General features: G+C 67.2%; 28 protein-coding genes. 13 read left to right on the top strand and 15 right to left on the bottom strand.

The window, feature by feature from the left end; genetic code table 11:
• From BMW67_RS05270 to BMW67_RS05285, 4 genes are all read right to left on the bottom strand, one after another.
• Positions 1-699, bottom strand: a 699-nt coding sequence (locus tag BMW67_RS05270) for a phage portal protein (RefSeq protein ID WP_125827070.1), incomplete at its 3' end; no start/stop codon positions are given.
• Positions 700-912 carry a phage head-tail joining protein gene (locus BMW67_RS05275; RefSeq protein WP_072748509.1) on the bottom strand — a complete coding sequence of 71 codons (213 nt, stop codon included), beginning with the start codon at positions 910-912 and terminating at the stop codon, positions 700-702. It abuts the gene before it with no gap.
• A gap of 3 nt (positions 913-915) precedes the next feature.
• Positions 916-2913, bottom strand: coding sequence for a phage terminase large subunit family protein (locus BMW67_RS05280; protein ID WP_091764155.1), 1998 nt, complete (start codon positions 2911-2913; stop codon positions 916-918).
• Positions 2864-3415, bottom strand: coding sequence for a hypothetical protein (locus BMW67_RS05285; RefSeq protein WP_072748556.1), 552 nt, complete (start codon positions 3413-3415; stop codon positions 2864-2866). Before BMW67_RS05285 ends, BMW67_RS05280 begins: the two co-directional genes overlap by 50 nt.
• A gap of 111 nt (positions 3416-3526) precedes the next feature.
• On the opposite strand from BMW67_RS05285, the gene BMW67_RS05290 reads away from it, so the two are divergent.
• The 3 genes from BMW67_RS05290 (at position 3527) to BMW67_RS05300 (ending at position 4604) form a co-directional block, all read left to right on the top strand.
• Positions 3527-3709 carry a hypothetical protein gene (locus BMW67_RS05290; RefSeq protein WP_072748555.1) on the top strand — a complete coding sequence of 61 codons (183 nt, stop codon included), beginning with the start codon at positions 3527-3529 and terminating at the stop codon, positions 3707-3709.
• Between the two features lie 11 nt (positions 3710-3720).
• Positions 3721-3990, top strand: a complete 270-nt coding sequence (locus BMW67_RS05295) for a hypothetical protein (protein ID WP_072748554.1) — start codon at positions 3721-3723, stop codon at positions 3988-3990.
• A gap of 95 nt (positions 3991-4085) precedes the next feature.
• A complete protein-coding gene (locus BMW67_RS05300; RefSeq protein WP_091764157.1) occupies positions 4086-4604 on the top strand; it encodes a DUF3489 domain-containing protein in 519 nt (172 codons plus the stop codon).
• Between the two features lie 56 nt (positions 4605-4660).
• Here BMW67_RS05300 and BMW67_RS05305 read toward each other — a convergent pair whose 3' ends face one another.
• The 11 genes from BMW67_RS05305 to BMW67_RS05355 form a co-directional block, all read right to left on the bottom strand.
• On the bottom strand, positions 4661-5290 hold the full coding sequence (locus tag BMW67_RS05305) for a class I SAM-dependent methyltransferase (RefSeq protein ID WP_072746539.1): 630 nt from the start codon (positions 5288-5290) through the stop codon (positions 4661-4663).
• Positions 5291-5351: 61 nt separating this feature from the next.
• Complete coding sequence (locus BMW67_RS05310; protein WP_072746538.1) at positions 5352-5588, bottom strand: DUF7220 family protein; 237 nt, start codon at positions 5586-5588, stop codon at positions 5352-5354.
• Between the two features lie 9 nt (positions 5589-5597).
• Complete coding sequence (locus BMW67_RS05315) at positions 5598-6584, bottom strand: DNA cytosine methyltransferase (protein ID WP_072746537.1); 987 nt, start codon at positions 6582-6584, stop codon at positions 5598-5600.
• A gap of 4 nt (positions 6585-6588) precedes the next feature.
• Positions 6589-7932 (bottom strand): site-specific DNA-methyltransferase, encoded by a 1344-nt coding sequence (locus BMW67_RS05320; protein WP_072746536.1) that lies wholly within the window; start codon positions 7930-7932, stop codon positions 6589-6591.
• Positions 7933-8278: 346 nt separating this feature from the next.
• Positions 8279-8719 carry a DUF6362 family protein gene (locus BMW67_RS05325; protein WP_072746535.1) on the bottom strand — a complete coding sequence of 147 codons (441 nt, stop codon included), beginning with the start codon at positions 8717-8719 and terminating at the stop codon, positions 8279-8281.
• Positions 8712-8921 (bottom strand): hypothetical protein, encoded by a 210-nt coding sequence (locus BMW67_RS05330; RefSeq protein ID WP_425433823.1) that lies wholly within the window; start codon positions 8919-8921, stop codon positions 8712-8714. Before BMW67_RS05330 ends, BMW67_RS05325 begins: the two co-directional genes overlap by 8 nt.
• The gene (locus BMW67_RS05335; RefSeq protein ID WP_072746534.1) at positions 8918-9175 is read right to left on the bottom strand and encodes a DUF6378 domain-containing protein; all 258 of its coding nucleotides are present in this window, start codon (positions 9173-9175) and stop codon (positions 8918-8920) included. The genes BMW67_RS05330 and BMW67_RS05335 overlap by 4 nt, the downstream gene beginning before the upstream one ends.
• The gene (locus BMW67_RS05340) at positions 9172-9690 is read right to left on the bottom strand and encodes a crossover junction endodeoxyribonuclease RuvC (RefSeq protein ID WP_072746533.1); all 519 of its coding nucleotides are present in this window, start codon (positions 9688-9690) and stop codon (positions 9172-9174) included. Before BMW67_RS05340 ends, BMW67_RS05335 begins: the two co-directional genes overlap by 4 nt.
• Before the next feature lie 349 nt (positions 9691-10039).
• The gene (locus BMW67_RS05345) at positions 10040-12397 is read right to left on the bottom strand and encodes a phage/plasmid primase, P4 family (RefSeq protein WP_218139755.1); all 2358 of its coding nucleotides are present in this window, start codon (positions 12395-12397) and stop codon (positions 10040-10042) included.
• 11 nt (positions 12398-12408) lie between these two features.
• Entirely contained in the window at positions 12409-13155 is a 747-nt protein-coding gene (locus tag BMW67_RS05350) for a PD-(D/E)XK nuclease family protein (RefSeq protein ID WP_072746531.1), read from the bottom strand.
• On the bottom strand, positions 13155-13361 hold the full coding sequence (locus BMW67_RS05355) for a DUF6511 domain-containing protein (RefSeq protein WP_072746530.1): 207 nt from the start codon (positions 13359-13361) through the stop codon (positions 13155-13157). Before BMW67_RS05355 ends, BMW67_RS05350 begins: the two co-directional genes overlap by 1 nt.
• A 234-nt stretch (positions 13362-13595) precedes the next feature.
• Here BMW67_RS05355 and BMW67_RS05360 point away from each other — a divergent pair, with 234 nt between their 5' ends.
• From BMW67_RS05360 to BMW67_RS05410, 10 genes are all read left to right on the top strand, one after another.
• Positions 13596-14795 carry a hypothetical protein gene (locus tag BMW67_RS05360; protein ID WP_072746529.1) on the top strand — a complete coding sequence of 400 codons (1200 nt, stop codon included), beginning with the start codon at positions 13596-13598 and terminating at the stop codon, positions 14793-14795.
• Entirely contained in the window at positions 14764-15867 is a 1104-nt protein-coding gene (locus BMW67_RS05365) for a hypothetical protein (protein WP_072746528.1), read from the top strand. The genes BMW67_RS05360 and BMW67_RS05365 overlap by 32 nt, the downstream gene beginning before the upstream one ends.
• A gap of 161 nt (positions 15868-16028) precedes the next feature.
• Entirely contained in the window at positions 16029-16634 is a 606-nt protein-coding gene (locus BMW67_RS05370) for a helix-turn-helix domain-containing protein (protein WP_072746527.1), read from the top strand.
• Between the two features lie 153 nt (positions 16635-16787).
• Positions 16788-17078: a hypothetical protein gene (locus BMW67_RS05375; RefSeq protein WP_072746526.1), complete on the top strand. Its 291-nt coding sequence runs from the start codon at positions 16788-16790 to the stop codon at positions 17076-17078.
• Complete coding sequence (locus BMW67_RS05380) at positions 17075-17971, top strand: ATP-binding protein (RefSeq protein ID WP_072746525.1); 897 nt, start codon at positions 17075-17077, stop codon at positions 17969-17971. Before BMW67_RS05375 ends, BMW67_RS05380 begins: the two co-directional genes overlap by 4 nt.
• 3 nt (positions 17972-17974) lie before the next feature.
• On the top strand, positions 17975-18571 hold the full coding sequence (locus BMW67_RS05385) for a hypothetical protein (RefSeq protein WP_072746524.1): 597 nt from the start codon (positions 17975-17977) through the stop codon (positions 18569-18571).
• An 11-nt stretch (positions 18572-18582) separates the two neighbouring features.
• A complete protein-coding gene (locus BMW67_RS05390; RefSeq protein WP_072746523.1) occupies positions 18583-20265 on the top strand; it encodes a DEAD/DEAH box helicase in 1683 nt (560 codons plus the stop codon).
• A 196-nt stretch (positions 20266-20461) separates the two neighbouring features.
• Complete coding sequence (locus BMW67_RS05400) at positions 20462-20911, top strand: DUF2924 domain-containing protein (protein WP_072746521.1); 450 nt, start codon at positions 20462-20464, stop codon at positions 20909-20911.
• Positions 20908-22215 carry a recombinase family protein gene (locus BMW67_RS05405; RefSeq protein WP_072746520.1) on the top strand — a complete coding sequence of 436 codons (1308 nt, stop codon included), beginning with the start codon at positions 20908-20910 and terminating at the stop codon, positions 22213-22215. Before BMW67_RS05400 ends, BMW67_RS05405 begins: the two co-directional genes overlap by 4 nt.
• Complete coding sequence (locus tag BMW67_RS05410) at positions 22212-22598, top strand: hypothetical protein (protein ID WP_072746519.1); 387 nt, start codon at positions 22212-22214, stop codon at positions 22596-22598. The genes BMW67_RS05405 and BMW67_RS05410 overlap by 4 nt, the downstream gene beginning before the upstream one ends.
• Positions 22599-22688 lie beyond the last annotated feature (90 nt).

Below are 22688 nucleotides of genomic sequence, written 5' to 3' on the forward strand. Positions count from 1 at the left end.
CGGGGCGAAGCGCGACACGCCTCTCAGCTGCCCGGCATCGACCGGATCGACTACGTGGACAATCTCCGAGGCCGGGATGCGCACGGTCTCGCCGGCCAGCCCCGGATCGGTCACATCGCCCGGATGGCGGCGCAGGAAGTGGTAGGCCACGCGGTGGCCGATGGCATCGAACTCGATCCCCTGGCGGATCGCCCCGCCGCCGGGCAAGGGCTCGTTTCGGGTGAGCGGCAGCATCTCCGAGGGGATCATCTGCAATTGCAGCGGCACCGGCAGCCCGTCCTCGGGGCGGCGCGGGCGGAAGCGGAAGAACACCTCGCCCGCGATGAACACCTCGCGTGCGGCACGCCGCTGCAGCCCGTAGAAGTCGGTGAAGCCCTCGGCATCCGCCTCGTCGGTCCAGTCGAGCCAGAGCCTTTGCACCCGTGCCTTCAGATCGGCATCGGCGATGAGCGAGGAGGGCTTGATCCCGGCGCCCACGACGTTGCCGGCCCAGCTTTCCACGGCATTCACCGCATAGCCGTTGTTGCGCGAGAGCCAGCGCGCGCGGGCGGTGATGTCGGCCCCGGCGGCCGCGATCAGCGTGTTGAGATGGGCGCGCGAGGGCTGGAAGTGCCTCAGCCGCCGACCGCCCTGGCCGGCATCGAAGCCGCCGACGAGGGCGCCGATCCGCCGGCGCAGCTGGCCTAGCGCGCGCCGCATTCAGAGCCCCTTGCTGGCGGTGGCCCGCACGATGCGCCGCCGCCTGCCAGCGCTGGCATCGGCGATGCGCCGTTCGATATCGGCCAAGGCCGCGGCCATCTCGGCGTCCGAGGCATAGGTGATGCGCCGTCCCTCCACCTCGACGGTGCGCACGCCGCGATAGCGCGCCTCGAGAAGCGCCTCGCGCCGGGCGATCAGGTCATCGACAAGCATGGCTCACCCCATGTAGCTCGAGCGGAAGACGCGCCGCGCGCGCCGCCCCGGTTTGCGATGGATCCGGCCCGCGGGCGCCTGCCCCTCGGACCGCTCCGGTTCCGTGCCCCTGACGCCCACCTGTTCCTCCAGGTCGGCCCAAGTCGCCTCGCCCCACCGATCGGCGCCGGCGATCCAGGCGGCAGCGCGGGCGTAGACGCGGGCATCGAGCGCCTCGTTGCGTTCCCGCAGCTTCTGCCATTCGAGCCTCGCGAAGCCGCGGCGGTTGCGCACCGTCACCAGCTGCTCGGCGACCAGCTGCTTGAGCCACTCGCTGTCGACCCAGCCGGGCAGATGCACCGTGCCGGGCGGGAACGCAGCACCTTCCTCCAGTTCTTCCACCGTCGGGCGCGCCAGCCGCAGGAAGCGATAGGTCTCGGCCTTGAAGGTCGACACCGCCACGGTCCAGAGCCGCGCGCCCCGGCGCAGGCGCTTGCCCGAGACGGTCGCGTCGACATAGGTCGGCCCCGAGACGGGGCTCGCCCGGTTGAAGCCCTCGACGCCCTTCACCGGCGCCACCTGCGCGAAGCCGACCGAGCGCGCCCAACCATAGACCGCTGCCGTCTCGTAGCCCGTGTCGATGGCGAGCCGCGCGAGGCCGAGTTCGGCGCCACCCACATGCCGCCAGCTGCGGCCGAGCAGCTCCGTCAGCGCGTCCCAGCATTCCGGGTTCGCCGGGCCGCCCTCGATGACGACATGATCGACGAGCCAGCTCTCCAGCCCACGGCCCCAGGCCCAGACATCGACCTCGATCCGGTCCTTCTGCACATCCGCGCCGGCGGTGAGGAACAGGCCCCGCTCCGGCACCGTGCCCGCCGGCCAGTCCTCGCGCCGCTCGGCGATCCGCTGCCAGTCGGGCGCGTCGCCGGTCTCGATCCATGTCTCGCCGAGCACCGTGTTGCGAAACACCCGCTCGGCCTCGTCCGAGCCCGCCGCCGCCTCCTTGTCGCGCGCGATGTCGGCCCAGCTCTTCCACCCCGGCGGCGAATAGAGCGCCGAGAGATGGAACCCCACCGTCCGCGCATCGCGCGCCTCGGCAGTCGGGCGCCATTCGCCAAGCGAGAGCATCGCCGGCTTGTGCTGCTCCTGGATCGGCTCGTCGCAGGCATCGCAATGATACGCCGTCGTCTCCGGTTTGCCTTTCTCCCAGCGCAGCCGTTCGAACCGCAGCCACTGCATCGCGCCGCAATGCGGGCATGGCACGAAGAAGCGCCGCTGGTCGCTCGCCTCGTATTCGCGCTCGATCCGGCTGACGCCACGGATCGTGGGCGTCGAGACCAGGAACACCTTGCGCCGGTGCGCGAAGGTGAGCGAGCGTGCCTCGGCAAGCCCGACCGGGTCGCCTTCCTCGTCAGCCGAGGCCGGATAGGCGTCGACCTCGTCGAGGAAGACGTAACGCGCCGGCATCGAGCGCAGGCCCACAGCGGAGTTGGCGCCGGTCATCACCAGCACGCCGCCGGGGAAATCCTTCGACAGCTGCGTGTTGCCGCTGTCCCGCGCCCGCGCGGGGCGGACGCGCTCCTTCAGCGCCGGGCTTTCCTCGATCAGCGGGTCGATCCGCTGGCGCGAGTTCCGCTTGGCCAGCTCCACCGTCGGCTGGACCGCCAGCATCGGCCCCGGCGCATGGTGGATCACGAAGCCGATCCAGTTGTTGCCGGCTTCCGTCGCCCCGACCTGCGCGGCTTTCTGGAACACCACCCGCTGCGCCGGATGGCCGGGCGATAGCGCGTCCATGATGGCCCGCATGTAGGGCGTGCGGTCCGTCCGGTAGCGACCCGGTTCCGCGCTCGCGCGCGAGCTCAGCCAGCGATGCCTGTCGGCCCATTCCGAGACCGTGAGCCACGGATCGGGCGTGAGCCCGCGCCCCCAGGCCCGCAGCAGCGCCTCCGCCCCGTCGAACTGCGCGACCTCGTCAGAGGGCGATCCGGGGCTGGGCGAGTTCCTCGAGATGGGCGCGGACATGGGCCTCCAGAACCTTCTGCATGGCCGCCGTATCCGCTCCCAGTTCCGCCGCCATCAGCGCGGCCACCCGCGCCGGCCAGTTCACCCATGCGTCGCGTTCCTCGCGCGCGAGCCGGAACACGAGCGTTTCCGCTCGGGCGCGGTCGACGAGCTCGCCCTTGAGCTTCTGCAGCCGGATGCGCCGCTCCTGCGCCTTCAGCACCTCATGCGCCGTCTTCGCCTGCAGGAAGGTGGTTCCACCCCCGGGCGCGGGGGCGGTAAGGCCCTGTTCCCGCAGCGTGTCGCCGACGGCGGAGACGGCCGCCTCGGACACGGGCTTCAGCTTCTGCGCCTTCCTGGTCTTCGACGGGTCGGTTGCCTCTGCCCTGAGCCTGTCGGACGCCTCCGCGTCGATGCTGCCGTCCTCGTGCAGCACCAGCCGGCCAGTGGCCTTCGCCTTCTGGATCGCGCCGCGTGACAGCCCCACACGGGCGGCATACTGGCGCTCGCTCATGCCCTGCATGACGGGCTCCGATTATCATTCAAAGTCAGGCGCTTATCGAGTTGATAAGCCGGGCGCGCGGAGCGAAGGTTCATCACACGACGACGATGCAACTCAGCCACGGAGCCCACCATGACCCTCACCGAACGCTACAACGCCGAAGCCCGCCGCCTTCTGCCGCACATGGCGGATGACCTGGTTGTCGACCCGAAGATCGACCGCGTCACCGAGATCGACGAGATCGTCTTCCGCCGCAGCGAGTATCTGGGCGGCATGGCCTGCGCCATCCTCGCCATGATCGCGCGGAAGAAGTGAGGAGAACACGCATGACCCGCCCGAACCCGCAAACCACCCCCCACCACGAACTCCGCGCCGAGAAGGCACGAAAGAACCAGGAGGCGGCGCTCACCGCCTTCGTCGCCCGCAAGGCCGAGATCGACGAGATTCTCGCCCGCCTGCAGGCGCTCAGCGACGATCACTTCAACGTCGGCCCGGACGAGGTGAACTGGAGCCATGTCGGCAGCCTCGGCCACATCGCCGAGCGGCTCGCCGAGATCACGGCCTTCGCCTTCGGTGAGGACGCGCCCGACGAATGATCCCCGGCGTTGCCGGAACTCCCGCCGCGCCGAGGCGCGGCTCGGGGTCGTGGAAGGGTCGCGACGGTCGCGGCCCCGATCAAGGAGACGACCCCATGACCCAGATCCAGCTTTCCGACGCCCAAGCCGTCATCCTGTCCACCGCCTGCGCGCGCGAGGACGGAGCCATCTTCCCCGTCACTGCCAGCCTCAAGGGCGGCGCCGTCGGCAATGTCTGCAAGAGCCTGCTGAAGCGCGGGCTGATCGAGGAGGTCCCGGCGACCGATCTCGAGACCGTCTGGCGGCACGACGAGGAGCGCGGCCCGATCACGCTGCGCGCCACCCCGCTCGCCTACCGCGCCCTCGGGATCACGGATGCGCCGGACGAGATCCCGCCGACCGAAGCGCCGGTCGCCCCAGTCCAGCGCCGGAAAGGCACAAAGCAGGTGACGCTGATCGAGATGCTCCGCGCCGAAGGCGGCGCGACCATCGACGAGATTGTCGAAGCCACCGGATGGCAGCCGCACACAGTGAGAGGCGCCATGTCCGGCGCGCTCAAGAAGAATCTTGGCTTGAAGATCACCTCCGAGAAGGTCGAGGGGCGCGGGAGGGTTTACCGCATCGCCAGCGATTGACACCCGGTCCGCCAGATTCCTGTAGCCGCCGCCCTAAACGGGCGGCGGTGCTCGTTTCAGCTTTGTTTTGACCTGAATACGGAGAACTGGAAGCTCTGCCGGTTGCCCTTTGGCGTGACATGCAGGTGCCGCTTCGCAAGGATCGGACCGAACCGTCCCGGCGCCAGCCTCTCGATCTCCGTGGCAAGTTCTTCCGGCGCATAGCGGACCACCGGCAATCCCGAGCACCGCTCCGGCCCGTCCTCGGCGAAGGTCGCGATGATCGCGATGCCGCCGGGCCGCAGTGCCTTGGACATTGCGCGCACATAGCCGGCACGATCCTCTTCGTCGGTCAGGAAATGGAAGACTGCGCGATCGTGCCAGAGCGCGTAGTCGCGGTCAGGCTCCCACCTGGTGATATCGGCCTTGATCCAGGTGACTTGGTCAGCCATCGCGCCGAGGCGTTGCCTGCTCACGGCCAATGCGGCGCCCGACAGGTCCAGCACCGCGAGAGGTCCGAAACCTTCTGCGAGAAGAGCGTCGACAAGGCGCGAGGCACCCCCGCCGATATCGATGAACGGCTCGCCCCGGTGCAGATGCGCGCGAACCAGCTCGAGCGATGCCGAGGGCGTTGCCTCGAACCAGGTCAGTTCGTCTTCCGAGCGCAAGCCATAGACCGTGTCCCAGTGCTCCTGTCCGTCCGTCATTGATCCTGGACCCTCCCCGGCAAAAGCCTACCCGATCCTCGCAACGGGTCACAAGCCGATGTCAGTCATGACGCGAACGGAAATTTCGTACGCGAGCCGCCTCAAACAGCCGCCGCAGCAGGTAGCCTCGCAACAGCGAGACGCCGACGAAAGCGAGACCGATGGTCAGATGATCAGCCAGCCCAGTCTCGATCCCGAACCACGGGAACACGACGATCTGCGTGGCGATGGCCAGAACGTAGCCGACGATGACGTTCGCGACCGCCTCGACCATCGACATGGTGCGACTCTGTTTCATACCACGTCCTCATCCGTCGGCCAGCAATTCAGCCGCCAAAGTTCGAAGCGCATGCGCCGCAACCAAGGGGACCACGCCGTTGCCACAGAGCCGAAGCCGGTCCACCCGGTGGGCCAGCCCATCAGCGCCTCGACGAATGCTGGGTTCAAGGTCCGGGGCGTGTCGCAGAAACGCCCGCCAGCCTTCGGCGTCACCAGGACCTGGCGGCCAAGAAGGCCATTCACCGGCGTGTTCGCCAGTGTCGTCGCCCCGTCCTTGTGATCCCGCGCTGTCGGCGTCATCCACATCCGGCTCACACCGGTCAGGTCGGCCGCCTTGCGCTTGCCCGCGCTCGGCTTGTTTCCGTCGCTCGCCATCGGGGTCGGCCAGCGGGCGAGCATCTCGGTCCGGTTCCCACCGCTCGAGCGGGTCCCGGAGCAAGCGCGCGGGGTCGGCCAGTTCGTCTCCCTCGCGGTGGGCGAGGATGAAGAGCCGTTCGCGCTTGTGCGGCGCACCGACTTCCGCCGCCGTGAAGAGGCCCGCCGCAGTTCTGTAGCCCATGCCGACCAGTCCTGTGGCGACTTCGGGGAAACCGAGGCGGAGATGATGGGCGACGTTCTCGAGGAAGACGAAGGGCGGCACGACCTCGCCGATGATGCGGGCGACATGCGGCCAGAGGTGGCGCGGGTCGTCCGAGCCCCGGCGCTTGCCCGCCACGCTGAACGGCTGGCACGGATAGCCCGCAGTGACGATGTCCACAGCATTGCGCCACGGGCGGCCGTCGAAGCTGGCAACGTCGTCCCAGACAACAGCCTGATCCAGGGACGCGTCTTCCATCCGCGCCACGAGAGTGGCTGCGGCGTAGGTTTCCCGCTCGACGTAACCCACAGCGCGATATCCGGGGAGCGCGAGATGCAGCCCGAGCTCGAGCCCGCCGGCGCCGGAGCAGAGCGAGAGGCCGAACAGGTCTCCGGCCCCGGCAGACAGGCCGGGGGAAGGTAGAGCCAGGTCATGCATAGCCTCAGGCTGCGGGCTTGGTCTCGGAATGGGCGGCATCCGCCGTGTCGCCCAGCCGCTCGGCCTTCACCTCTGCGAAGGTCCGGCCGTCACCATCGAGGATTGCGTCGCGGCCGGTCTCGGCCTGCCAGCGCTCCACGGCCACATCGACGTAGGCCGGGCTGATCTCCATGGCATAGACGCGGCGGCCGTTGGCTTCGCCGGCCATGATCTGCGAGCCGGAGCCGGAGAACGGCTCGTAGCAGAGCCCGCCGCGGGACACATGCTGGCGCATCGGAATGCCGAACGCGTCGAGCGGTTTCGGCGTCGGGTGGTCGGGCCGCTCGTCCTTGGCGAAGGACGGCATCTCCCAGGTCGAGGGCAGCGTCTCATCGGAGACCTTCGGCGGGCGGTTCGGGCGGCGCCAGCCCATGAAGCAGGGCTCGTGCTTCCAGAGGTAATGCGACCGGGTCAGAACCCCGCGGTCCTTCACCCAGATGATCTGCTGGTGGACGAAGGCGCCCGCCTTCTCCCAGCAGGCTTCGAGCATGGCCTGCCGTCGCGAGGCGTGCCAGCAGTACCAGGCCGCATCCTCGGTGATGGCTTCCGCCACGGCGGCGGCGATGAAGCCGTCGTAGAGCTCGGCCCCCTGCGAACTGTCGTCCCATGTCGTGCCGTAGGACGCCGACCAATCCTTGTTCCGGGTCGGGTGGTTCGAGCCGTCATAGTCAACGAGATACGGCGGGTCGGTCGCGAACAGGATCGCGCGCTCGCCGTTCATCAGGCGGCGGACGTCGTCGTGGCTGGTGCTGTCCCCGCAGAGCAGCCGGTGATCGCCGAGGATCCACAGATCGCCGGTGCGCGACACCGGGTTGCGCGGCGGCTCCGGGATGGTCACCGGAGGCACGGAGCCTCCAGCGCCACCTTCTTCTTCACCGCCCCCGTCCGGATCAAAGGCCAGCAGCTTGTCGAGTTCGCCATCCGAGAAACCGACCAGCGACAGGTCGTAGTCGTCCGCCAGCAGGTCCTGCAGTTCGGCCGAGAGCAGCGCCTCATCCCAGCTTCCGAGTTCCGTCAGCCTGTTGTCCGCGATGCGGTAAGCGCGCCGCTGCGCCTCGGTCAGGTGGCCGAGGACGATCACCGGCGCTTCGGTCAGCCCGAGCTGCGTTGCGGCCAGAACGCGGCCGTGTCCGGCGATAAGCTCGCCGTCATCGCCGACGAGGCACGGGACGGTCCAACCGAACTCGGCCATGCTGGCGGCGATCTTCGCCACCTGATCGGCCCCGTGGACCTTGGCGTTCTTCGCGTAGGGCTGAAGCCTTGACAGCGGCCAGGTTTCGATCCGCTCGGGGGCGAAGCTCAGCGTCATGGGTGGTGTTCCGTGAGTGGTGGTGGATTCCGGCGAGGCGGAGTCCACCGGCTTGCGGACTGGACTCCGGCATCCACGGGGCATCCACCCCGCGTGTCCGGTCATGTATTTGATGTTACGACGATTTTTCGGCGCCGGAGGTGGATCCGGATTCCGGGTGGCTTCCCAAAAATCCGGCCCTGTCGCTGGCGAAATCCCGCGCCAAGCCCGCCAGCATACGTATTCGGCCCAGAAGGAACCGTGGCCTTGTTTGGGTGGTCTTCCGATACACCGATCGAACTTACCCCTCACATACCGGCAGGATCGCGAAAGTGTCTGGAAAAAATTTCGCTCGGCTTCAGAATGCTCACAGCGCCGGGTCGTCGGCGCGTGCGAGGTCGATGACCTGCTGCATGGAAAGCCGTGGATTGAGGCGGCGGTTGTTCAGCCGGTGCGCGATCAGACACATGGCATAGACCCAATGATGATGGGCGGAGGCGCGCTGAAGTCCGACCGCGCGGCAGACCTCGCGCCAGCGATAGCCGTAAGCGCGAAGCCAGACGATCTTTCCGTCGACGGGGTCGAGACCGACCGTCCACGAAAGCGTCTCCTCCATCCGGCTGATCGCCTGCGGCGAGGGCAGCACGCGCATCCGTTTCGGCTCCTGGCCCACCTTGTCGGCGAAGGAGTGGATGATCTCGGGCCAAGTGCTGAAATACCCCCGAAGTCGTGGCTCGGGGAGCCGCTTTAGCACGAAGGCCGCCTCGGAAAGGCGGGCCTCGACGAGGGAAGGCGTCCATCTATCCATGGCGCTCACCCGCATTGGAGGAACGCGGACCATAAAGTTTCTCGCCGAGTTGCCGCACAAGCTCTCGCTCCGGCCAGGTCAGCCGTTCATCGTCCACGGAGACCGCCAGCAGGCCCTGTTCGCGCCAGCCGTCGCGCTTGACCTGTTCGGGATCGCGGCGGCGCCCGCCATAGCCCGGAGGCGTAAAGCGCATGGTCTTCATCGTCTCGCCTCCGACATCAGCGCCGCGTAGCCAATCACGTTCATGAGACTGTCGCGATGCGCGGGATCGTGCGCGAGCCGCGCCAGCTTGAGGTCGATCATGCAGAGCGCCACCTGTGCGGGGCTGACGGGCACGCCCAGCGTGAGGGACCAGCGCGCCGCGATGGCGCGCAGGGCGTCTGTCGCCGGCCCGTAGATCTCGGCACGGGCTTCGAGCACATGGGCGGCTTCCTCGAGAATTGCCGGGCGCGTCATGCCAGCCCTCCCTTCGTCTCGATGGCCCAGAGCAGCAGCGCGATGGCATCGGCCTCGTTGTCGTCCACGGGGTCGAAGCCTCTGGCCCGAGCCGCCTCGATCATCGCATGCTTGGGGGCGTTTCCCTTGCCGGTCGCATGGCGCTTGATGGTGCCGACGGGCACGCCCTCGCAAGGCACGCCGCGCAGCTCGGCCCATGCGGTCAGCGTGGCCATGAGGCCGCCGTAGACATGGGCCGCGTCGGTGCCCGCATGGCGCCGAACTTCCTCGAACCAGATGGCGGAGATGGGCCCCGACATCCGGTCGATCTCGGTCAGCCAGTTGGTGAAGCGCAGATAGCGCATGCCGCCACCATCGAAGCGCCGAGGTCTGAAGCAGACCGTGCCGCTGGTGATCAGACCGTCATGCCCGCGCAGCGCCCAGCCGGTCGTGGTGCCGAGATCGAGCGCGAGGATGCAGGGCGCTCGATTGACCGGGCCGCTGTCACCCGTTTCAGCGATTACGGCCGAGGACATCGAGCCACCGATTTGCGTACCAATCGTAATCCCGAGGTAGCCTCTCTGCCGCCCAGTGTTGAACTTCTCAAACCCAAGACCCGCGACGCCAAGAGAAAACCGCTTCACGGATCCTGACCGAATGTCGCGCGCTCGTGCCCAGGCCCGCCAGTCACGAAACAGCGTCATGGTCGGCGTGAAGGCTTCAGGGTCACGGATGCATCGATCCGAAAGCCAACGGCGGAGATCATCCGAAAACGCAGTCGTGGCGGATGTGGCGGGACATCCGGATAACACCGTTCGCCTGCGCGCGTGCGCGCGCGTGACGCCTATAAGGGGGATACCCGCCACATCCGCCATTTCCCTTGTTTTACTGGTCATTGTAGTCCCCCTCGAACAGGTCGGTCTTGTTGTCCTTCACGGCGATCCCGCGAAATCCGCGCACCGTGCTGGTCTTGAATTTTTCGAAGCCGCGGGCACTCAGGGTCTCGGAGAACCGCTTCATCGAGCCGGCGTATTCTCCGTTCGCCTCGGCCCAGCTCTTCCAGCTGTTGAAAAGCTCGGTCGATCCGGACTCGTAGGAACGGCTGCCGACATCGCAGCACTCCTCCATCCAGCGACCGAGCGCGTCCTCGGCCTCGAAGTAGTCCTCGGTCGCGGCCATCACGGCCTCGGGCGGGCGCAGTCCGGTCTCCTGCCACTCGAGGCAGCCCCGGAGCGCCCAGGCGAGGATGCCGTCACGCTCGGCCAGAAGCCGGTCGGACAGGCGGCGGTCGCGTCTGGCGGGCGGGATGGTGACCGTGAAGGGCACCATGTGCAGGCGCCGCCGCATCGCCTCGTCCACGTTGCGGATCGACGGCTTGTGGTTGCCGACGATCAGCAGCTTGAACTGCGGTATGAACTCGAAGAAATCCTGCCGCATGAAACGGGCGGTGATCTTGTCGCCGCCGGTAAGCGCCTTGAGCTTGCTCTCGGCCCAACGGCTTCCCTGTTCGGTCTCGATCGAGGTGACGATCCGCGCACCGCGAAGGCCCGCCATGTCGGTCGGATGGCGGTCGCCATGGGTGGCCATGAACATGTCCATGGCCGCGACGGTGGCGTAGTCGCCCATGATCGCGGTCAGCGTGTTGGCAAAGACCGATTTGCCGTTGGCGCCGGTGCCGTAAAGGAAAAAGAGCGCATGCTCGGTGGTCACGCCGGTCAGGCAGTAGCCGGCCATCCGGCGCAGATAGGCCTGAAGTTCTGCGTCACCGCCCGTGACCGTATGAAGGAACGCCTCCCATGTCGGACAGGCGCCCTTCGAGGCCGCACCCGCGATCTTGGTCATGAAGAGCTGTGGATCGTGGGCGGATAGCGCGCCGGTGCGAAGGTCGATCACGCCATCGCCGGTGTTCAGAAGCCAGGGGTCGCGGTCCCAGATCTCGGTCGTGCTGGCGTGCCTGCGATCGCTGCGGGCGAGCCGCTCGACGGCGGCCACCGTCGCCGCCGATGACAGCTTGGTGCGAATGCGCGCAGAGGGCGCGCGCACCGCCGCCTCGCGGCAGACCTGGCGCGCAAGGTCGAAGGCCTGCATCGTGTCCTCGCGCCGCCAGACGGCCCCGGTCCAGGTGAGCCACTGCCCCCATCCGGCCACGTAGCGCCAGCGATCGGCGTGCCGCTCGGCAAAGCGCGCCGCGAGCGCGTCCTCGCTGAAACGCACGGGCGTCGGGCCGTTATTGTCGCCGCCACCGCCATCCGCGCCTTCAGCCAGATCGTCGTCGAAGGCCCCGTTGCGTTCGAGATCGCGCTGCCAGAGCCGCTCGGCTTCCCTTTTCAGCCTGTCCTCCGGCCAGGGCGGATCGATGCGGGCGAGGTTGTAGGCCTTGATCTCGTCCCAGGCCTCGGCGGGCGTGACATGCCCCTCGCGGCACCGACGGATCCAGTAGCCGATGACGCGCGAAAGCGCGTCGAAGCGGGTCGTGCCATCGACCCCGCCTTCGCGAACGGGACGCCCGAACAGTTCCGGAACGGAGCTGCCTCCGCGGCCTGCACCGTTGAAATCGAGTGTGTCATCACCGCCCCCCTCCATCGGCGGCATCGCCAGGATGGCCTCGGTGAGTTCGCCAAGGTCATGGTCGATCTCGGCGTGATCGACGATCTCGACGAGCCGTCGGCTGCCGCCCTTGGCGTGGATGCTGCCCGCGACCCGGATCGGCTGATGGGCGGATTTGAAGGCCGGATCGCCGCCGACCTTGGTGGCGATCGTCTGCCGAAGGCGGCAAACGCGGGCGATGTCCTCGCCTTCCGCTGGCTCGGTCAGGCGCCAGTAGAGGTGCAGCTTGCGCTGCCCTTCACCCGTCACACCGCCCGAGGCGACGACCAGCGTGGGCCGCCCCACATGGCGTTCCAGATGGGTGCGTTTTGCCGCGATGTCGCCATGGTCGAGATCGACCAGCACGACCTGCGTCTGCAGGATGTGCTCGGCGCGGGCATCGCCGGGATTCTCGACCGTGCCCGGCACGACGAAAAGCGCCATGCCCGCGCCCGCCGCCCAGTCCGCCTGGCGCGCGAGCATCTCGGCGAGCGTGTCGTCGGCGGGCAGGAACGGTGTGTGCGGGGGTGCGTCCGCCGCGCCCTTTTCTGCCAGCGCCCGCACCGGCACCAGATGCTCGCAATAGCCGAACACCGCCTGGACGTAGGTCGCGATCATGTCGCGATCGGGAACGGGCGCAGTATCGGCGGTGCTCATTGGCGCGTCCGTCATGCCCAGCACCTCTCTTTCCAGGCGCAGAAGCGGCATTCGAAATGCTCGGGATCCTCCGTGTGCCGGGGCAGCAATTCGCCCGCGTCGCAGGCGCGCAGGATCCGCACCGCCTTGTCGCTCGCGGCCTGCGCGCGTTCGGCGTCGAACGGGACCAGCTCGTGCCAGATCTCGCAGCTGTCCTTGTTGATCGCGGTAAAGAGCGCGGGCGCTTCGGTGAGCCCGAGATAGGCCTGATAGAGCGCGATCTGCGCCGCATAGATCGGCTTCGCCTTGACCACGCCGCGCCTGGCGATGTCGCGCCAGTTCTTCGCGTTGGCCGACTTGCACTCCCAGAGCGCCGGAACCGCCAGTGAGTTCGGCGCCGCCACGATGACGCCATCGGCGTGCCCCTGCAGGCGGCCGCCAGCGGCGGAGAAGCCGAACTGTTCGCCATGGCGGTTGCGGGTTCTGAGATCGAAACCGGCCTTGCGCAGCCAGTCGATGGCGAGATCCTCGAGGACATGACCAAGCGCGAAGATGCGCAAGGAGCGCCCGGTAAAGTCCGCGCCGTCGTCCTTCGGCACCTTGAGGTATTCGTATTGAAGCCGCCGCTGGCAGGCATCGCCCAGCCGGCTGCCCCCGAGATAGTCGCGCGCAGGTCGGCCCGCATTCTCGGCTGTCAGGGCGGCGTCGATGAGGGCATTCACCGTATCCGCGAAATCGGGTTTCTTGTCCCGATGGTTGAAGTCCAGAAGCGCCTCCATCAGAAGGGAATCTCCATGTCGGTCTTCGGCGCCGAGGCGGCCATGGCCTCCTGAAAGCCATCGATGGCGGCTTCGGCGAGCGCACGGGCCTGCTCGGCCGAAAGTTCGTTGAAACGGGTCGCCCAGCCGATCTCGGCCATCAGCTCGCCCATGAATTTCATGGCGGTTTGAAGCGCTTGCCGCTCGCGTGCGTCCGGATCGATCATGAAACGCCTCCCGCGATGCGCGCGATGCGGGTGAGAAATGAGGGGACGGGACCGCGCCGGGCGCGATCGAAAACTGCGATCATGGGGAAAAGCTCCAGCTGCCTTTCCTCACATACCGGCGCGGCTCTCGGCCTGTCGGATCAGGAAGATGGAACTTTTCGCGAACACAATCTTGTGGCGAGCCCCGCGCGTGCCTAGTCTCGCCTCACGAGCAGCCTGGACGGAGCGATTCTGATGCCTTCATTCAATCCAAGAATTTTCACCAACCCCGATCGCCTGAAGCAGATTTCGCCAGAGCGTCTGAAGACGTTCCTTTCCAGGTGGAACACATATTTCAAAGGCCGGGGGCTTGATCTTGCCGCCGCGCCTGTCGACGAGCTGCCGCTCGAGGACATCGCCGCCATCCTCATGAACCCGGACGAAAACGTCCCCGACGAGATGGTCGATGCGCTCTATTACGTGCACGAGACGGCAAGCCACGAGAGCATGGAGGAATTGCTCGAACAGGCCGAGGCGGCAGGGATCGCGATCGATGCCGAGCACGAACCGACCGCAGCCGATGTTTCCGTCCAGATCTGGCTCGCGAACCCGATGCTCCTGCAGCGCCAGCACGCCGAAACAGTGGCCTTCAAGCGCTCGAACTTCATGTATTTCGCGGGCTCGCGCCCGGCGAAGGCAAAGAAGGCCTTGCCAGACATCCCGCCCGAGATGGCAACGGCGATCCAGAACCGGATGGATGACTGGTTCGAGAAGAAGCGCCGGGGTCGCAACAGCCGCATCTTCGTCTTTCCCCGCGACGAAAAGGTCTGGATCCTCGTCCGGCACGGCAGCCCCATGCGGCGTGAGGGCAAGCACGAGGACGAGGGCGAAGGCAGCCATGCCTTCTATCGCCCGCAGCAGCACGATGTGATGATCTACGACAGCGCCACCGACGAGATGGGCGTCAATGCCTCCACCAAGGGAGAGCGCGAACTTTACCTCAAGACCTTCGGTGAGCTCTTGTTCGGCAGCGACGCCTATTTCGACCTGGCAGAGCGCTATACGCTCGCGCCGCTTCTCGAACACGGCCCCGAAGCGCTCGTCCACGACGACATCGACGGCATCGCCGGCGTACGTCTGGTGGAATTCGGCCGCCGGTGGCCGGGCAAGGTCTCGGAACTGGAGATCCGGAAATCCGAGGATCTTTTCAAGGCGTTCGGCGACAACTGGCAAAAGCGCCTCAACGGCGGGCAGTATACGCACGCGACTTTCCGCTTCGCCTTCGAAGGTTCGAAGCGCGAGCGCTCCGTGACCATCCGCCCCGCCAACATCGCCCGCTACGAACGGCAGGAGGACGAACATCTCATCGAAGCCTGGCTGCGGGCGCGCGGCTTCTGGCGGGTTCCCAGCGAGGCGGACGAGGATGCGGATTTCGAGGTTCTGGAAGACGCTTGACGATTTCGCCGACGCCGCCGCCAGCCGATGGGAATGGCAGGCGACGCTCGGCACCGAACTCGCAAGTGCCGAACAACTGCTGAGCAAGGCAGGCCGGGTGCGGGAGCTGCCCTGTCCTTCGCCCGGCGGCGCGGGCTGTCCACGCCGCGTCGTCCGCCATGTCGACGGCACGATCCGCGCGGTCTGCGGCGACCGGCCGAAGGCCTGTGCCGACCTCGACCTCGATGCAGACGACATCGCCATTCTGCGCGTGGATCGCGCCAACTTGGCGAAGCGCATCGCCCGGGCGCTTGGGCTTTCGCCGCATCGGCCGGGTCACACGACGCCCGGCGCAGTCACCCGCATCGGAACCCATGATGTCTACGCCGGCCGCGGGTTTCCGGTGTTCCTCGCATTGCCGGGCCCTTCGGCCGACGCCGACCCTCGCCCTTTCGCCGAAGTGCTCGATACCCCCGGCCCACGGCTGCTTCTCACTCCCACGGTCGCATCGCTGCCCGATGCCTTGATCGCGGCCTTGGACCGGGCGGGAGTCGTGCGCATGGCGCTCGCCGATATCATGATCGTGGAAAATGGAACGCTCACGCTCGCCCGTCCTGCAGCCGACACCTTCGCGGCGTTGCGTGAAGCGGTCACGCGCGATGCGGGAGACTCGGCACAGGGGTTGGCCTGGCCGCTTCCGCCCGACGCACGCTGGGAGGAAATCACCATGCGTTTTGTCGCCGACGATGTTCTGAACGTCACCTTCCGGGGCGAGACACGGCGTTTCGAGCCCGATCAGCTCGGCATGAAGAATGCAAAGAACGGCAAGCCGACGGCAGCTTGGAAATACCTCAAGGCTTTTGCTCGGATGAATGGTCGCTTGCCGGTTCATCATCCCGAGGCGGAAAAGAAATCTGCGCACCAGAAACAGAAGCAGGCCCTGTCCAAGGTTCTGCGCGACAGCTTCGGGATTGCCGACGAGCCCATCCCGACCGACGACGGCGACTACGTCACCCGCTTCGTCGTCAGCGCGGATGATCTCGAACAGGGTCGCCAGGGTCAGCGCCAACGAAATTTCGCGGAACGCCGCTGAAAAAATCTCGAAAAAAATCTGCGCCGTGAAACCGCCGGTGAGCAAGGCTCTTCGGCGGTTTTTCGCTGCAAGAAAGCCGCTCCAATCGCCGTCCCAGCGAAATTTCGCCGGAGCCGGGTACTCGGGCCGCGTGCCCGTCCACCTGGACGAAGGCGAAAACCATGGAGCAGCTTCAACAGCTTGTCGATCCCACCACCCGCATTTCCCGCAACATCCGCATCCGCGCAGCGCGCCTGGCGCGCTCGGGCGCCGTGCCGGGGCTCGATGCCGAGGACATCGAGCAGGAACTGCGCCTCGACCTGATCAGGCGCGCAAAGAACTTCGATCCTGCGAAGTCCTCGTTCGACACCTTCGCGGATCGCGTCGTGGCCAATCGCGTGGCCACGCTTGCGAGCGCGACCGCCGCCATGCGCACCGAACGGGCCATGCTCCGCCTCGACGCGCCGCTCGGCGAAGACGAAGGGGGCCTGACCCTCTCCGACGTCCTGCCCGAAGCCGCGGCGCTCGATCCCGTCGATGAGTTTTCGCTCGCCCACGGTCCCGGCCTGCGCGGCGATGTCGGCAAACTCCTGGCGGCGCTCTGTCCGGCGACGCGGCAGGTCGCGATGGCCGTCAGCCAGCTCAGCATCTCGGAAGCAGCGCGAGTTCTCGGTGTGCATCGCAGCACCATCTACGAGCGGCTGGGCAGGATCCGCGAGATCGCCACGGAGATGGGTCTCGACGGGTATTTCGAGGCGGCCCCGACAGTTGCGGCCCCGCGCCGGTAAGTGAGGGCAAGCACTCAAGCCAATTCATGCCGGGCCTTCGGGGGAATGAAAGACCCTCAGGGAAACACCCCGACCGCGAGCTCCAGGGCGGCGTCGGGCCCGGCAGCAGACACCTTACGGACGATCCCTGGGCAAGACGAAAAGGAGCAGCAGATGTTCAAATCCCCCCTCGAAAAACTCCGCCAGACGACCTGGCTGGCAGCGCTTCCCGATACCATCGCCGTCCCGTCGCTGGCCGAACGCCCGGCGCGCACGCGCCCTCTGGACCGTGCAAGCGTCGACGACATCGCCTTTGCCCTGGTCGCGCTCGAGGAAGAACGCCGCAGCCTCGGCCAGACCATCATGGCGCTGGAGGATGTGCTGCGCATGGCACGGCGTCAGGGCGCGAAGGGCGGCGACAACGCCGTCGCGGCGGCTGTCCGCGACCTGGAGGCGCGCAAATGAGCGCGCCCTTCCAACCCGCCCCGCTGAAGATCATCACCGCCGACAAACGCCTCAAGGAGGTGCGCGGCATCAAGGGTGTGCTGACCGGCATCTCCGGCATCGGCAAGACCAGCCAGCTCTGGACGCTCGATGCCGAGCGCACCCTGTTCGTCAATCTCGAGGCCGGCGAACTCGCCGTGCAGGGCTGGCCCGGCGACGAAATCCGGGTCCGCGACTGGGAGCGCGCCCGCGATCTCGCCTGCTGGATCGGCGGTCCCAACCCGGCGATGCGCGAGGATCAGCCCTACAGCCAGCGCGACTACGACCGCGTCTGCGCCGCCTTCGGCGATCCGTCCCTGCTCGACAAATACGACACGATCTTCGTCGACTCGATCTCTGTCGCTTCGCGCATCTGCATGCAGTGGTGCAAGGGGCAGCCGCAGGCGCAGTCGGACCGCAGCGGCAAGCTCGACCTGCGGGGCGCCTATGGGCTGCTTGGCCAGGAAATGATCGGCTGGCTCACGCATCTGCAGCACACGCCGCGCAAGAACATCTGGCTCGTGGGCCTGCTCGACCGGAAGATCGACGATTTCGGCAAGCCGTATTTCGCGATGCAGATCGAAGGCTCGAAAACCGGCCTGGAGTTGCCCGGCATCGTCGACGAGGTCATCACCCTCGCCGAAATCCGCCCCCAGGAAGGCGAGCCGTTCCGCGCCTTCGTCTGCACCACGATCAACGATTTCGGCTTTCCGGCGAAAGATCGCAGCGGCCGGCTCTCGATGATCGAGCAGGCCCATCTCGGCCGGCTGATGGCGAAGATCCGCGCGGGCTCCGGCGCGCAGGCGAGCGCCGATCTCGACTTCGATCTGCCGCAGGCGCCGGCCCGGCCGAACCCCATGACGAAAGGAGCTTGACCCATGGCGGACAACATGGATTTCAACGGCGCCGAGGCCCAGGACGCCGCATTCGACCTGATCCCGGCAAACACCCTCGTCAAGGTGACGCTGACCATTCGCCCCGGCGGCGCCGGCCCCGAGGGCTGGCTCACCCAGAGCCGCACCAGCAGCGCGCTCTACCTCAACACCGAAACCGTGGTGCTGGAAGGCCCCCATGCACGGCGGCGCATCTACACGCGCATCGGTTTCAAGGGGAAAAGCGTCAACGAGCGCGGCGAGGACACCTATGCCAACCGTGGCCGGGCCCTGATCCGCGGCATTCTGGAATCGGCGCGCGGCATCAAGGCCAGCGATCAGTCCGAAGCGGCACGCGCGGCGCGGATGATCCGCAGCCTCGGCGATCTGAACGGGCTCGATTTCGTGGCCAAGGTCGGCGTCGAGAAAGACCGCAACAACCCCGACGATGCCGGGCGCAACGTGATCAAGGCGGCGATCGGCCCCGAGCACGCGCAATATGCCAGCGTGATGGGGGCGGTGTCGCCCGCGCCGCAGACGCCCCCGGCGCCGTCCGCTCCCGCAGCGCCCTCCGCCAGCGGCGCACCCTTCTGGGCGCGCTGAGGGAGGACGCCATGATCCCACGCGATTATCAGCGGGCGGCGGTCGACGCCGCCCATGACCGCACGGCCGAGCACGGCAATACCATGCTCGTGCTGCCGACCGGAGCCGGCAAGACGGCCATCGCCGGCTTCTATGTCGGCGAACAGGCCGAGCGGGACCGCGAAGCCAGGGTGCTCGTGCTCCAGCACACCGATGAGCTCATCGATCAGAACCGGTCGGCGATCGGCCAGATCTCGGGCCTCGGCACATCGGTGGTGAAGGCAGAGCGGGATTGCTGGGACGGCCAGGTGATCTTCGGCAGCGTGCAGACGCTCGCCCGGGAACACCGCCGCGTCTCCATGCCGAAGCTGAGCCATCTGGTGATCGACGAATGCCACCGCGCGGCCGCCGCGAGCTATCAGGCCATCCTCGCCCATGCGCGCGAGGCCAACCCGGGCCTGAAGCTGCTCGGCCTCTCCGCCACGCCCGGCCGCGGCGATGGCCGCAGCTTGCGCAAGACCTTCAGCAATGTCGGCTATCACCTGCGCATCGGCACGCTCATCGCGCGTGGCCTGCTGGTCCCGCCCCGGACCTTCACCATCGACCTCGGGATCGAGGATGAACTCTCCGGTATCGACAGCACCGCCGGCGATTTCGACATGCGCCAGGCCGGCAAGGTGCTCAATCGCGCCGTGCTCAACGAGGCCGTGGTCGAACACTGGGCCGACAAGGCCGCCGACCGGCGCACGATCTTCTTCTGCGCGACCGTGGACCATGCCCAAGCGGTGGCCGAAGCGTTTCGGGCCGCCGGCGTTTCGGCCGAGGCGATCACGGGAGACATGCCGGCGCGGGCGCGCGCGGACCTCATCGCCCGCTTCGACCGGGGCGAGGTTCAGGTGCTCACCAACTGCATGGTGCTGACGGAAGGCTTCGACAGCCAGCCCGTGGGCTGCATCGGCATCCTGCGCCCCATGCTGCACAAGGGCACCTTCATTCAGGCGGTCGGACGCGGGCTGCGCCGGGTCGATCCCGAACGCTTCCCCGGTATCGTGAAGACCGACTGCATCGTGCTGGATTTCGCGGGCGCGGCGCTTCGCCATGGCACGCTCGAACAGGAGATCGACCTCGACGAGGACGAGACACCGCCCGGCGAGCGCCCGTGGAAGACCTGCCCGTCCTGCGAGGCCGAACTGCCGCTTGGCGCCTCCATCTGCGATCTCTGCGGCCACATCTTCACCCGAGAGATCGGCGAGAAGCGCCTGCTGACCGCTTTCGAGATGACCGAGATCGACCTTCTGGATCGGTCTCCCTTCTTCTGGTGCGATCTGCATGGCGACGGCCAGGCGCTGATGGCCAGCGGCTTCCAGGGCTGGGCCGGCGTGTTCCACGACGGAACATTGTGGCATGCGCTCGGCCGGCCCAGGGGCCAGGCGATCCGCCCCCTTGCGGTCGGCACACGGGTGCAGGCGCTGGCGGCGGCCGACGATTTCCTGCGCATGACCGAGACCTCCAGCGCGGCCGCCAAGAGCAAACGCTGGCTCAACGATCCCGCCAGCATGCGGCAGATCGAACTGCTGCAGCGCGCCGGTTACGAGACCAGCGGCATGGATTTCGGACTGTCGAAATACGCCGCCAACTGCCATCTGAACTTCTGCTGGAACCGAGCCGCGATCCGCGCGGCGGTGCTGCGCGACATGGACCGCGCCGCCGCATGAAACGCCCCAATCCCCTGCCACCCGACCTGCTGTTCCCGGCCGAGCGCCGCGCGGAACTCTGCCGCCTGTTGGCGGCCGGGCTGGTCCGCCTGCGGATGCGGGAGAACGGGCAACATATCGAGAGAGAAGGAGAACTTCCGCTACACAACTCGCTCGACCAGAGCGGTAGTGCGGGTCCAACCGAACGGAGGACCGCATGAACCCGCACGATCCCATCCCCGCGCGGCTGGCCGCGCTCAAGACCATGAAGACGTCGGAATTGAAGGCCAAGTGGCGCGAGCTGTTCGACAGCGAGCCGCCGCCTTTCAACCGCCGCTACCTGGAAAGCCGGCTGGCCTACCGCATCCAGGAGCTCGCCTATGGCGGGTTGAAGCCGGAGACCGTCCGGCGGCTGGAAAAGCTCGGAGAAGACCTCGACGGCGGTGACCGCAAGAAAAGCCGCGTCCGGGCCGATCTCACGCCCATCGCCGGCACGCGGCTGATCCGCGAATGGCAGGGCGTCGAGCATGTCGTCACCGTCACCGCCGACGGCTTCGAGTGGCAGGGCCGGCCCTACAAGTCGCTCTCGGCAATCGCCCGAGCCATCACCGGCACACGCTGGAACGGCTGGGTGTTCTTCGGACTCAAGAACCGGAGGCGCGCATGACGGACATGAAGATCAAGCGCCGCTGCGCCGTCTATACCCGCAAGTCCTCGGAAGAAGGGCTCGAGCAGGAGTTCAACAGCCTCGACGCCCAGCGGGAGGCCTGCGAGGCTTACATCGCCAGCCAGCGCTCCGAGGGATGGGTGCTGGTGCGCGACCGCTATGACGATGGCGGCATCTCCGGCGGCACGCTGGAGCGGCCCGGATTGAAGCGGCTGATCGCCGATATCGAGCAAGGGCTGGTCGATGTGGTGGTGGTCTACAAGATCGACCGCCTCAGCCGCTCGCTCGCCGACTTCGCCAAGCTGGTGGAGGTGTTCGACCGCAACGGCGTGACCTTCGTCTCGGTCACGCAGTCCTTCAACACAACCACGTCGATGGGCCGGCTGACGCTCAACATCCTGCTCTCCTTCGCCCAGTTCGAGCGCGAGGTGACGGCCGAGCGCATCCGCGACAAGGTCGCCGCCTCGCGCAAGAAGGGCATGTGGATGGGCGGGGTGCCGCCATACGGCTACCGCGTCGAAAACCGCAAGCTGGTCATCGACGATGAGCGCGCGGAACATGTGCGCTGGATCTTTGCCCGCTTCCTCGAGATCGGATCGGGCACGGAACTGGCGCGCGAGGTCTCGAAGCGCGGCATTCGCACGCCGCGCGGCAACCGGATCGACAAGAAGTACCTCTACCGGATGCTCAACAACCGCGCCTATATCGGCGAGGCGGTCCACAAGGGGCAGAGCTACCCGGGCGAGCACGACGCCATCATCGACCGCGAGACGTGGGACCGCGTCCACGCCATCCTGCAGGAGAGCCCTCGGAAGCGCGCCGCCCGCACCCGCGCCGAGACGCCGGCGTTCCTGAAGGGGCTGCTCTTCGGGCCGGATGGCGCGGCGTTCTCGCCCACCCATACCCGCAAGGGCGGGCGCCTCTACCGGTACTATGTCAGCCAGACAGTTCTGAAGCACGGTGCCGGATCCTGTCCGATCGGCCGCGTACCCGCCGGTGAAATCGAAGCCGCTGTCATCGACCGGCTCCGTGCCGTGTTCCGCCAGCCCGAGATCGTGGCGGGGACGTGGAAGGCCGCAACGGCGCAGGACGCCAACATCACCGAGGCCGACGCCCGCACCGCCCTGCAGCAACTCGACCCGCTGTGGGACGAGCTCTTCCCCGCCGAGCAGGCGCGCATCGTGGCGCTGCTCGTGGAGCGCATCGACATCGGCACCGAGGGGCTGGATATCCGACTGCGGGTCGACGGCCTGCACGGCCTCGCGCGCGAGATGTTGGCCGGCAGCGGGAAGAAAGCCGCATGACCAGAGCCACGCCCGACACCATAACCCTGCACGTCCCGTTCCGCGTGGTCAAACGCGGCGGGCGCAAGGAGGTGCAGCTTCCCGATGGCGCACCGGTGCAGCGCCGTATCGACAACACCCTGATCAAGGCGCTCGCCCGCGCCTTCCGCTGGAAGCGCATGCTGGAATCAGGCGAATTCAATACCATCGCCGAACTGGCCGAGCGCGAAGGGATCGCCCCCTCCTACATGACCCGCGTCCTGCGCCTCACGCTGCTTGCGCCGGAAATCGTCGAGGCGATCCTGGATGGGAAGCAGGGGCCGGAGATGACGCTGGGGCGACTGTTGGAGGGGTTTCCGGTGGAGTGGGAGGGGCAGCAACCATCTTTTCACAAGGTCGAATAGCAGGCCTTTTGCAAACAGCTTCGCACGCGCCCATCCATAAACTCCATCCTGCTTGCCCGCTCTGCTGGACGTCCGCCAGCGCGGCTACTT

It is taken from the genome of Oceanicella actignis, assembly GCF_900111545.1.
GTDB lineage: Bacteria > Pseudomonadota > Alphaproteobacteria > Rhodobacterales > Rhodobacteraceae > Oceanicella > Oceanicella actignis.

Excerpts from the sequence above, each read along its gene's own strand:
- BMW67_RS05355 (WP_072746530.1), bottom strand. The coding sequence starts at position 13,361 with ATGATCGATCCGGACGCACGCGAGCGGCAAGCGCTTCAAACCGCCATG.
- BMW67_RS05325 (WP_072746535.1), bottom strand. The coding sequence starts at position 8,719 with ATGGATAGATGGACGCCTTCCCTCGTCGAGGCCCGCCTTTCCGAGGCG.
- BMW67_RS05330 (WP_425433823.1), bottom strand. The coding sequence starts at position 8,921 with ATGAAGACCATGCGCTTTACGCCTCCGGGCTATGGCGGGCGCCGCCGC.
- BMW67_RS05410 (WP_072746519.1), top strand. The coding sequence starts at position 22,212 with ATGACCAGAGCCACGCCCGACACCATAACCCTGCACGTCCCGTTCCGC.
- BMW67_RS05340 (WP_072746533.1), bottom strand. The coding sequence starts at position 9,690 with ATGTCCTCGGCCGTAATCGCTGAAACGGGTGACAGCGGCCCGGTCAAT.
- BMW67_RS05405 (WP_072746520.1), top strand. The coding sequence starts at position 20,908 with ATGACGGACATGAAGATCAAGCGCCGCTGCGCCGTCTATACCCGCAAG.
- BMW67_RS05400 (WP_072746521.1), top strand. The coding sequence starts at position 20,462 with ATGAACCCGCACGATCCCATCCCCGCGCGGCTGGCCGCGCTCAAGACC.
- BMW67_RS05350 (WP_072746531.1), bottom strand. The coding sequence starts at position 13,155 with ATGGAGGCGCTTCTGGACTTCAACCATCGGGACAAGAAACCCGATTTC.
- BMW67_RS05375 (WP_072746526.1), top strand. The coding sequence starts at position 16,788 with ATGTTCAAATCCCCCCTCGAAAAACTCCGCCAGACGACCTGGCTGGCA.
- BMW67_RS05285 (WP_072748556.1), bottom strand. The coding sequence starts at position 3,415 with ATGCAGGGCATGAGCGAGCGCCAGTATGCCGCCCGTGTGGGGCTGTCA.
- BMW67_RS05320 (WP_072746536.1), bottom strand. The coding sequence starts at position 7,932 with ATGACGCTGAGCTTCGCCCCCGAGCGGATCGAAACCTGGCCGCTGTCA.
- BMW67_RS05300 (WP_091764157.1), top strand. The coding sequence starts at position 4,086 with ATGACCCAGATCCAGCTTTCCGACGCCCAAGCCGTCATCCTGTCCACC.
- BMW67_RS05275 (WP_072748509.1), bottom strand. The coding sequence starts at position 912 with ATGCTTGTCGATGACCTGATCGCCCGGCGCGAGGCGCTTCTCGAGGCG.
- BMW67_RS05290 (WP_072748555.1), top strand. The coding sequence starts at position 3,527 with ATGACCCTCACCGAACGCTACAACGCCGAAGCCCGCCGCCTTCTGCCG.
- BMW67_RS05390 (WP_072746523.1), top strand. The coding sequence starts at position 18,583 with ATGATCCCACGCGATTATCAGCGGGCGGCGGTCGACGCCGCCCATGAC.
- BMW67_RS05315 (WP_072746537.1), bottom strand. The coding sequence starts at position 6,584 with ATGCATGACCTGGCTCTACCTTCCCCCGGCCTGTCTGCCGGGGCCGGA.
- BMW67_RS05345 (WP_218139755.1), bottom strand. The coding sequence starts at position 12,397 with ATGAGCACCGCCGATACTGCGCCCGTTCCCGATCGCGACATGATCGCG.
- BMW67_RS05360 (WP_072746529.1), top strand. The coding sequence starts at position 13,596 with ATGCCTTCATTCAATCCAAGAATTTTCACCAACCCCGATCGCCTGAAG.
- BMW67_RS05305 (WP_072746539.1), bottom strand. The coding sequence starts at position 5,290 with ATGACGGACGGACAGGAGCACTGGGACACGGTCTATGGCTTGCGCTCG.
- BMW67_RS05385 (WP_072746524.1), top strand. The coding sequence starts at position 17,975 with ATGGCGGACAACATGGATTTCAACGGCGCCGAGGCCCAGGACGCCGCA.
- BMW67_RS05380 (WP_072746525.1), top strand. The coding sequence starts at position 17,075 with ATGAGCGCGCCCTTCCAACCCGCCCCGCTGAAGATCATCACCGCCGAC.
- BMW67_RS05295 (WP_072748554.1), top strand. The coding sequence starts at position 3,721 with ATGACCCGCCCGAACCCGCAAACCACCCCCCACCACGAACTCCGCGCC.
- BMW67_RS05280 (WP_091764155.1), bottom strand. The coding sequence starts at position 2,913 with ATGTCCGCGCCCATCTCGAGGAACTCGCCCAGCCCCGGATCGCCCTCT.
- BMW67_RS05365 (WP_072746528.1), top strand. The coding sequence starts at position 14,764 with ATGCGGATTTCGAGGTTCTGGAAGACGCTTGACGATTTCGCCGACGCC.
- BMW67_RS05370 (WP_072746527.1), top strand. The coding sequence starts at position 16,029 with ATGGAGCAGCTTCAACAGCTTGTCGATCCCACCACCCGCATTTCCCGC.
- BMW67_RS05335 (WP_072746534.1), bottom strand. The coding sequence starts at position 9,175 with ATGACGCGCCCGGCAATTCTCGAGGAAGCCGCCCATGTGCTCGAAGCC.
- BMW67_RS05310 (WP_072746538.1), bottom strand. The coding sequence starts at position 5,588 with ATGAAACAGAGTCGCACCATGTCGATGGTCGAGGCGGTCGCGAACGTC.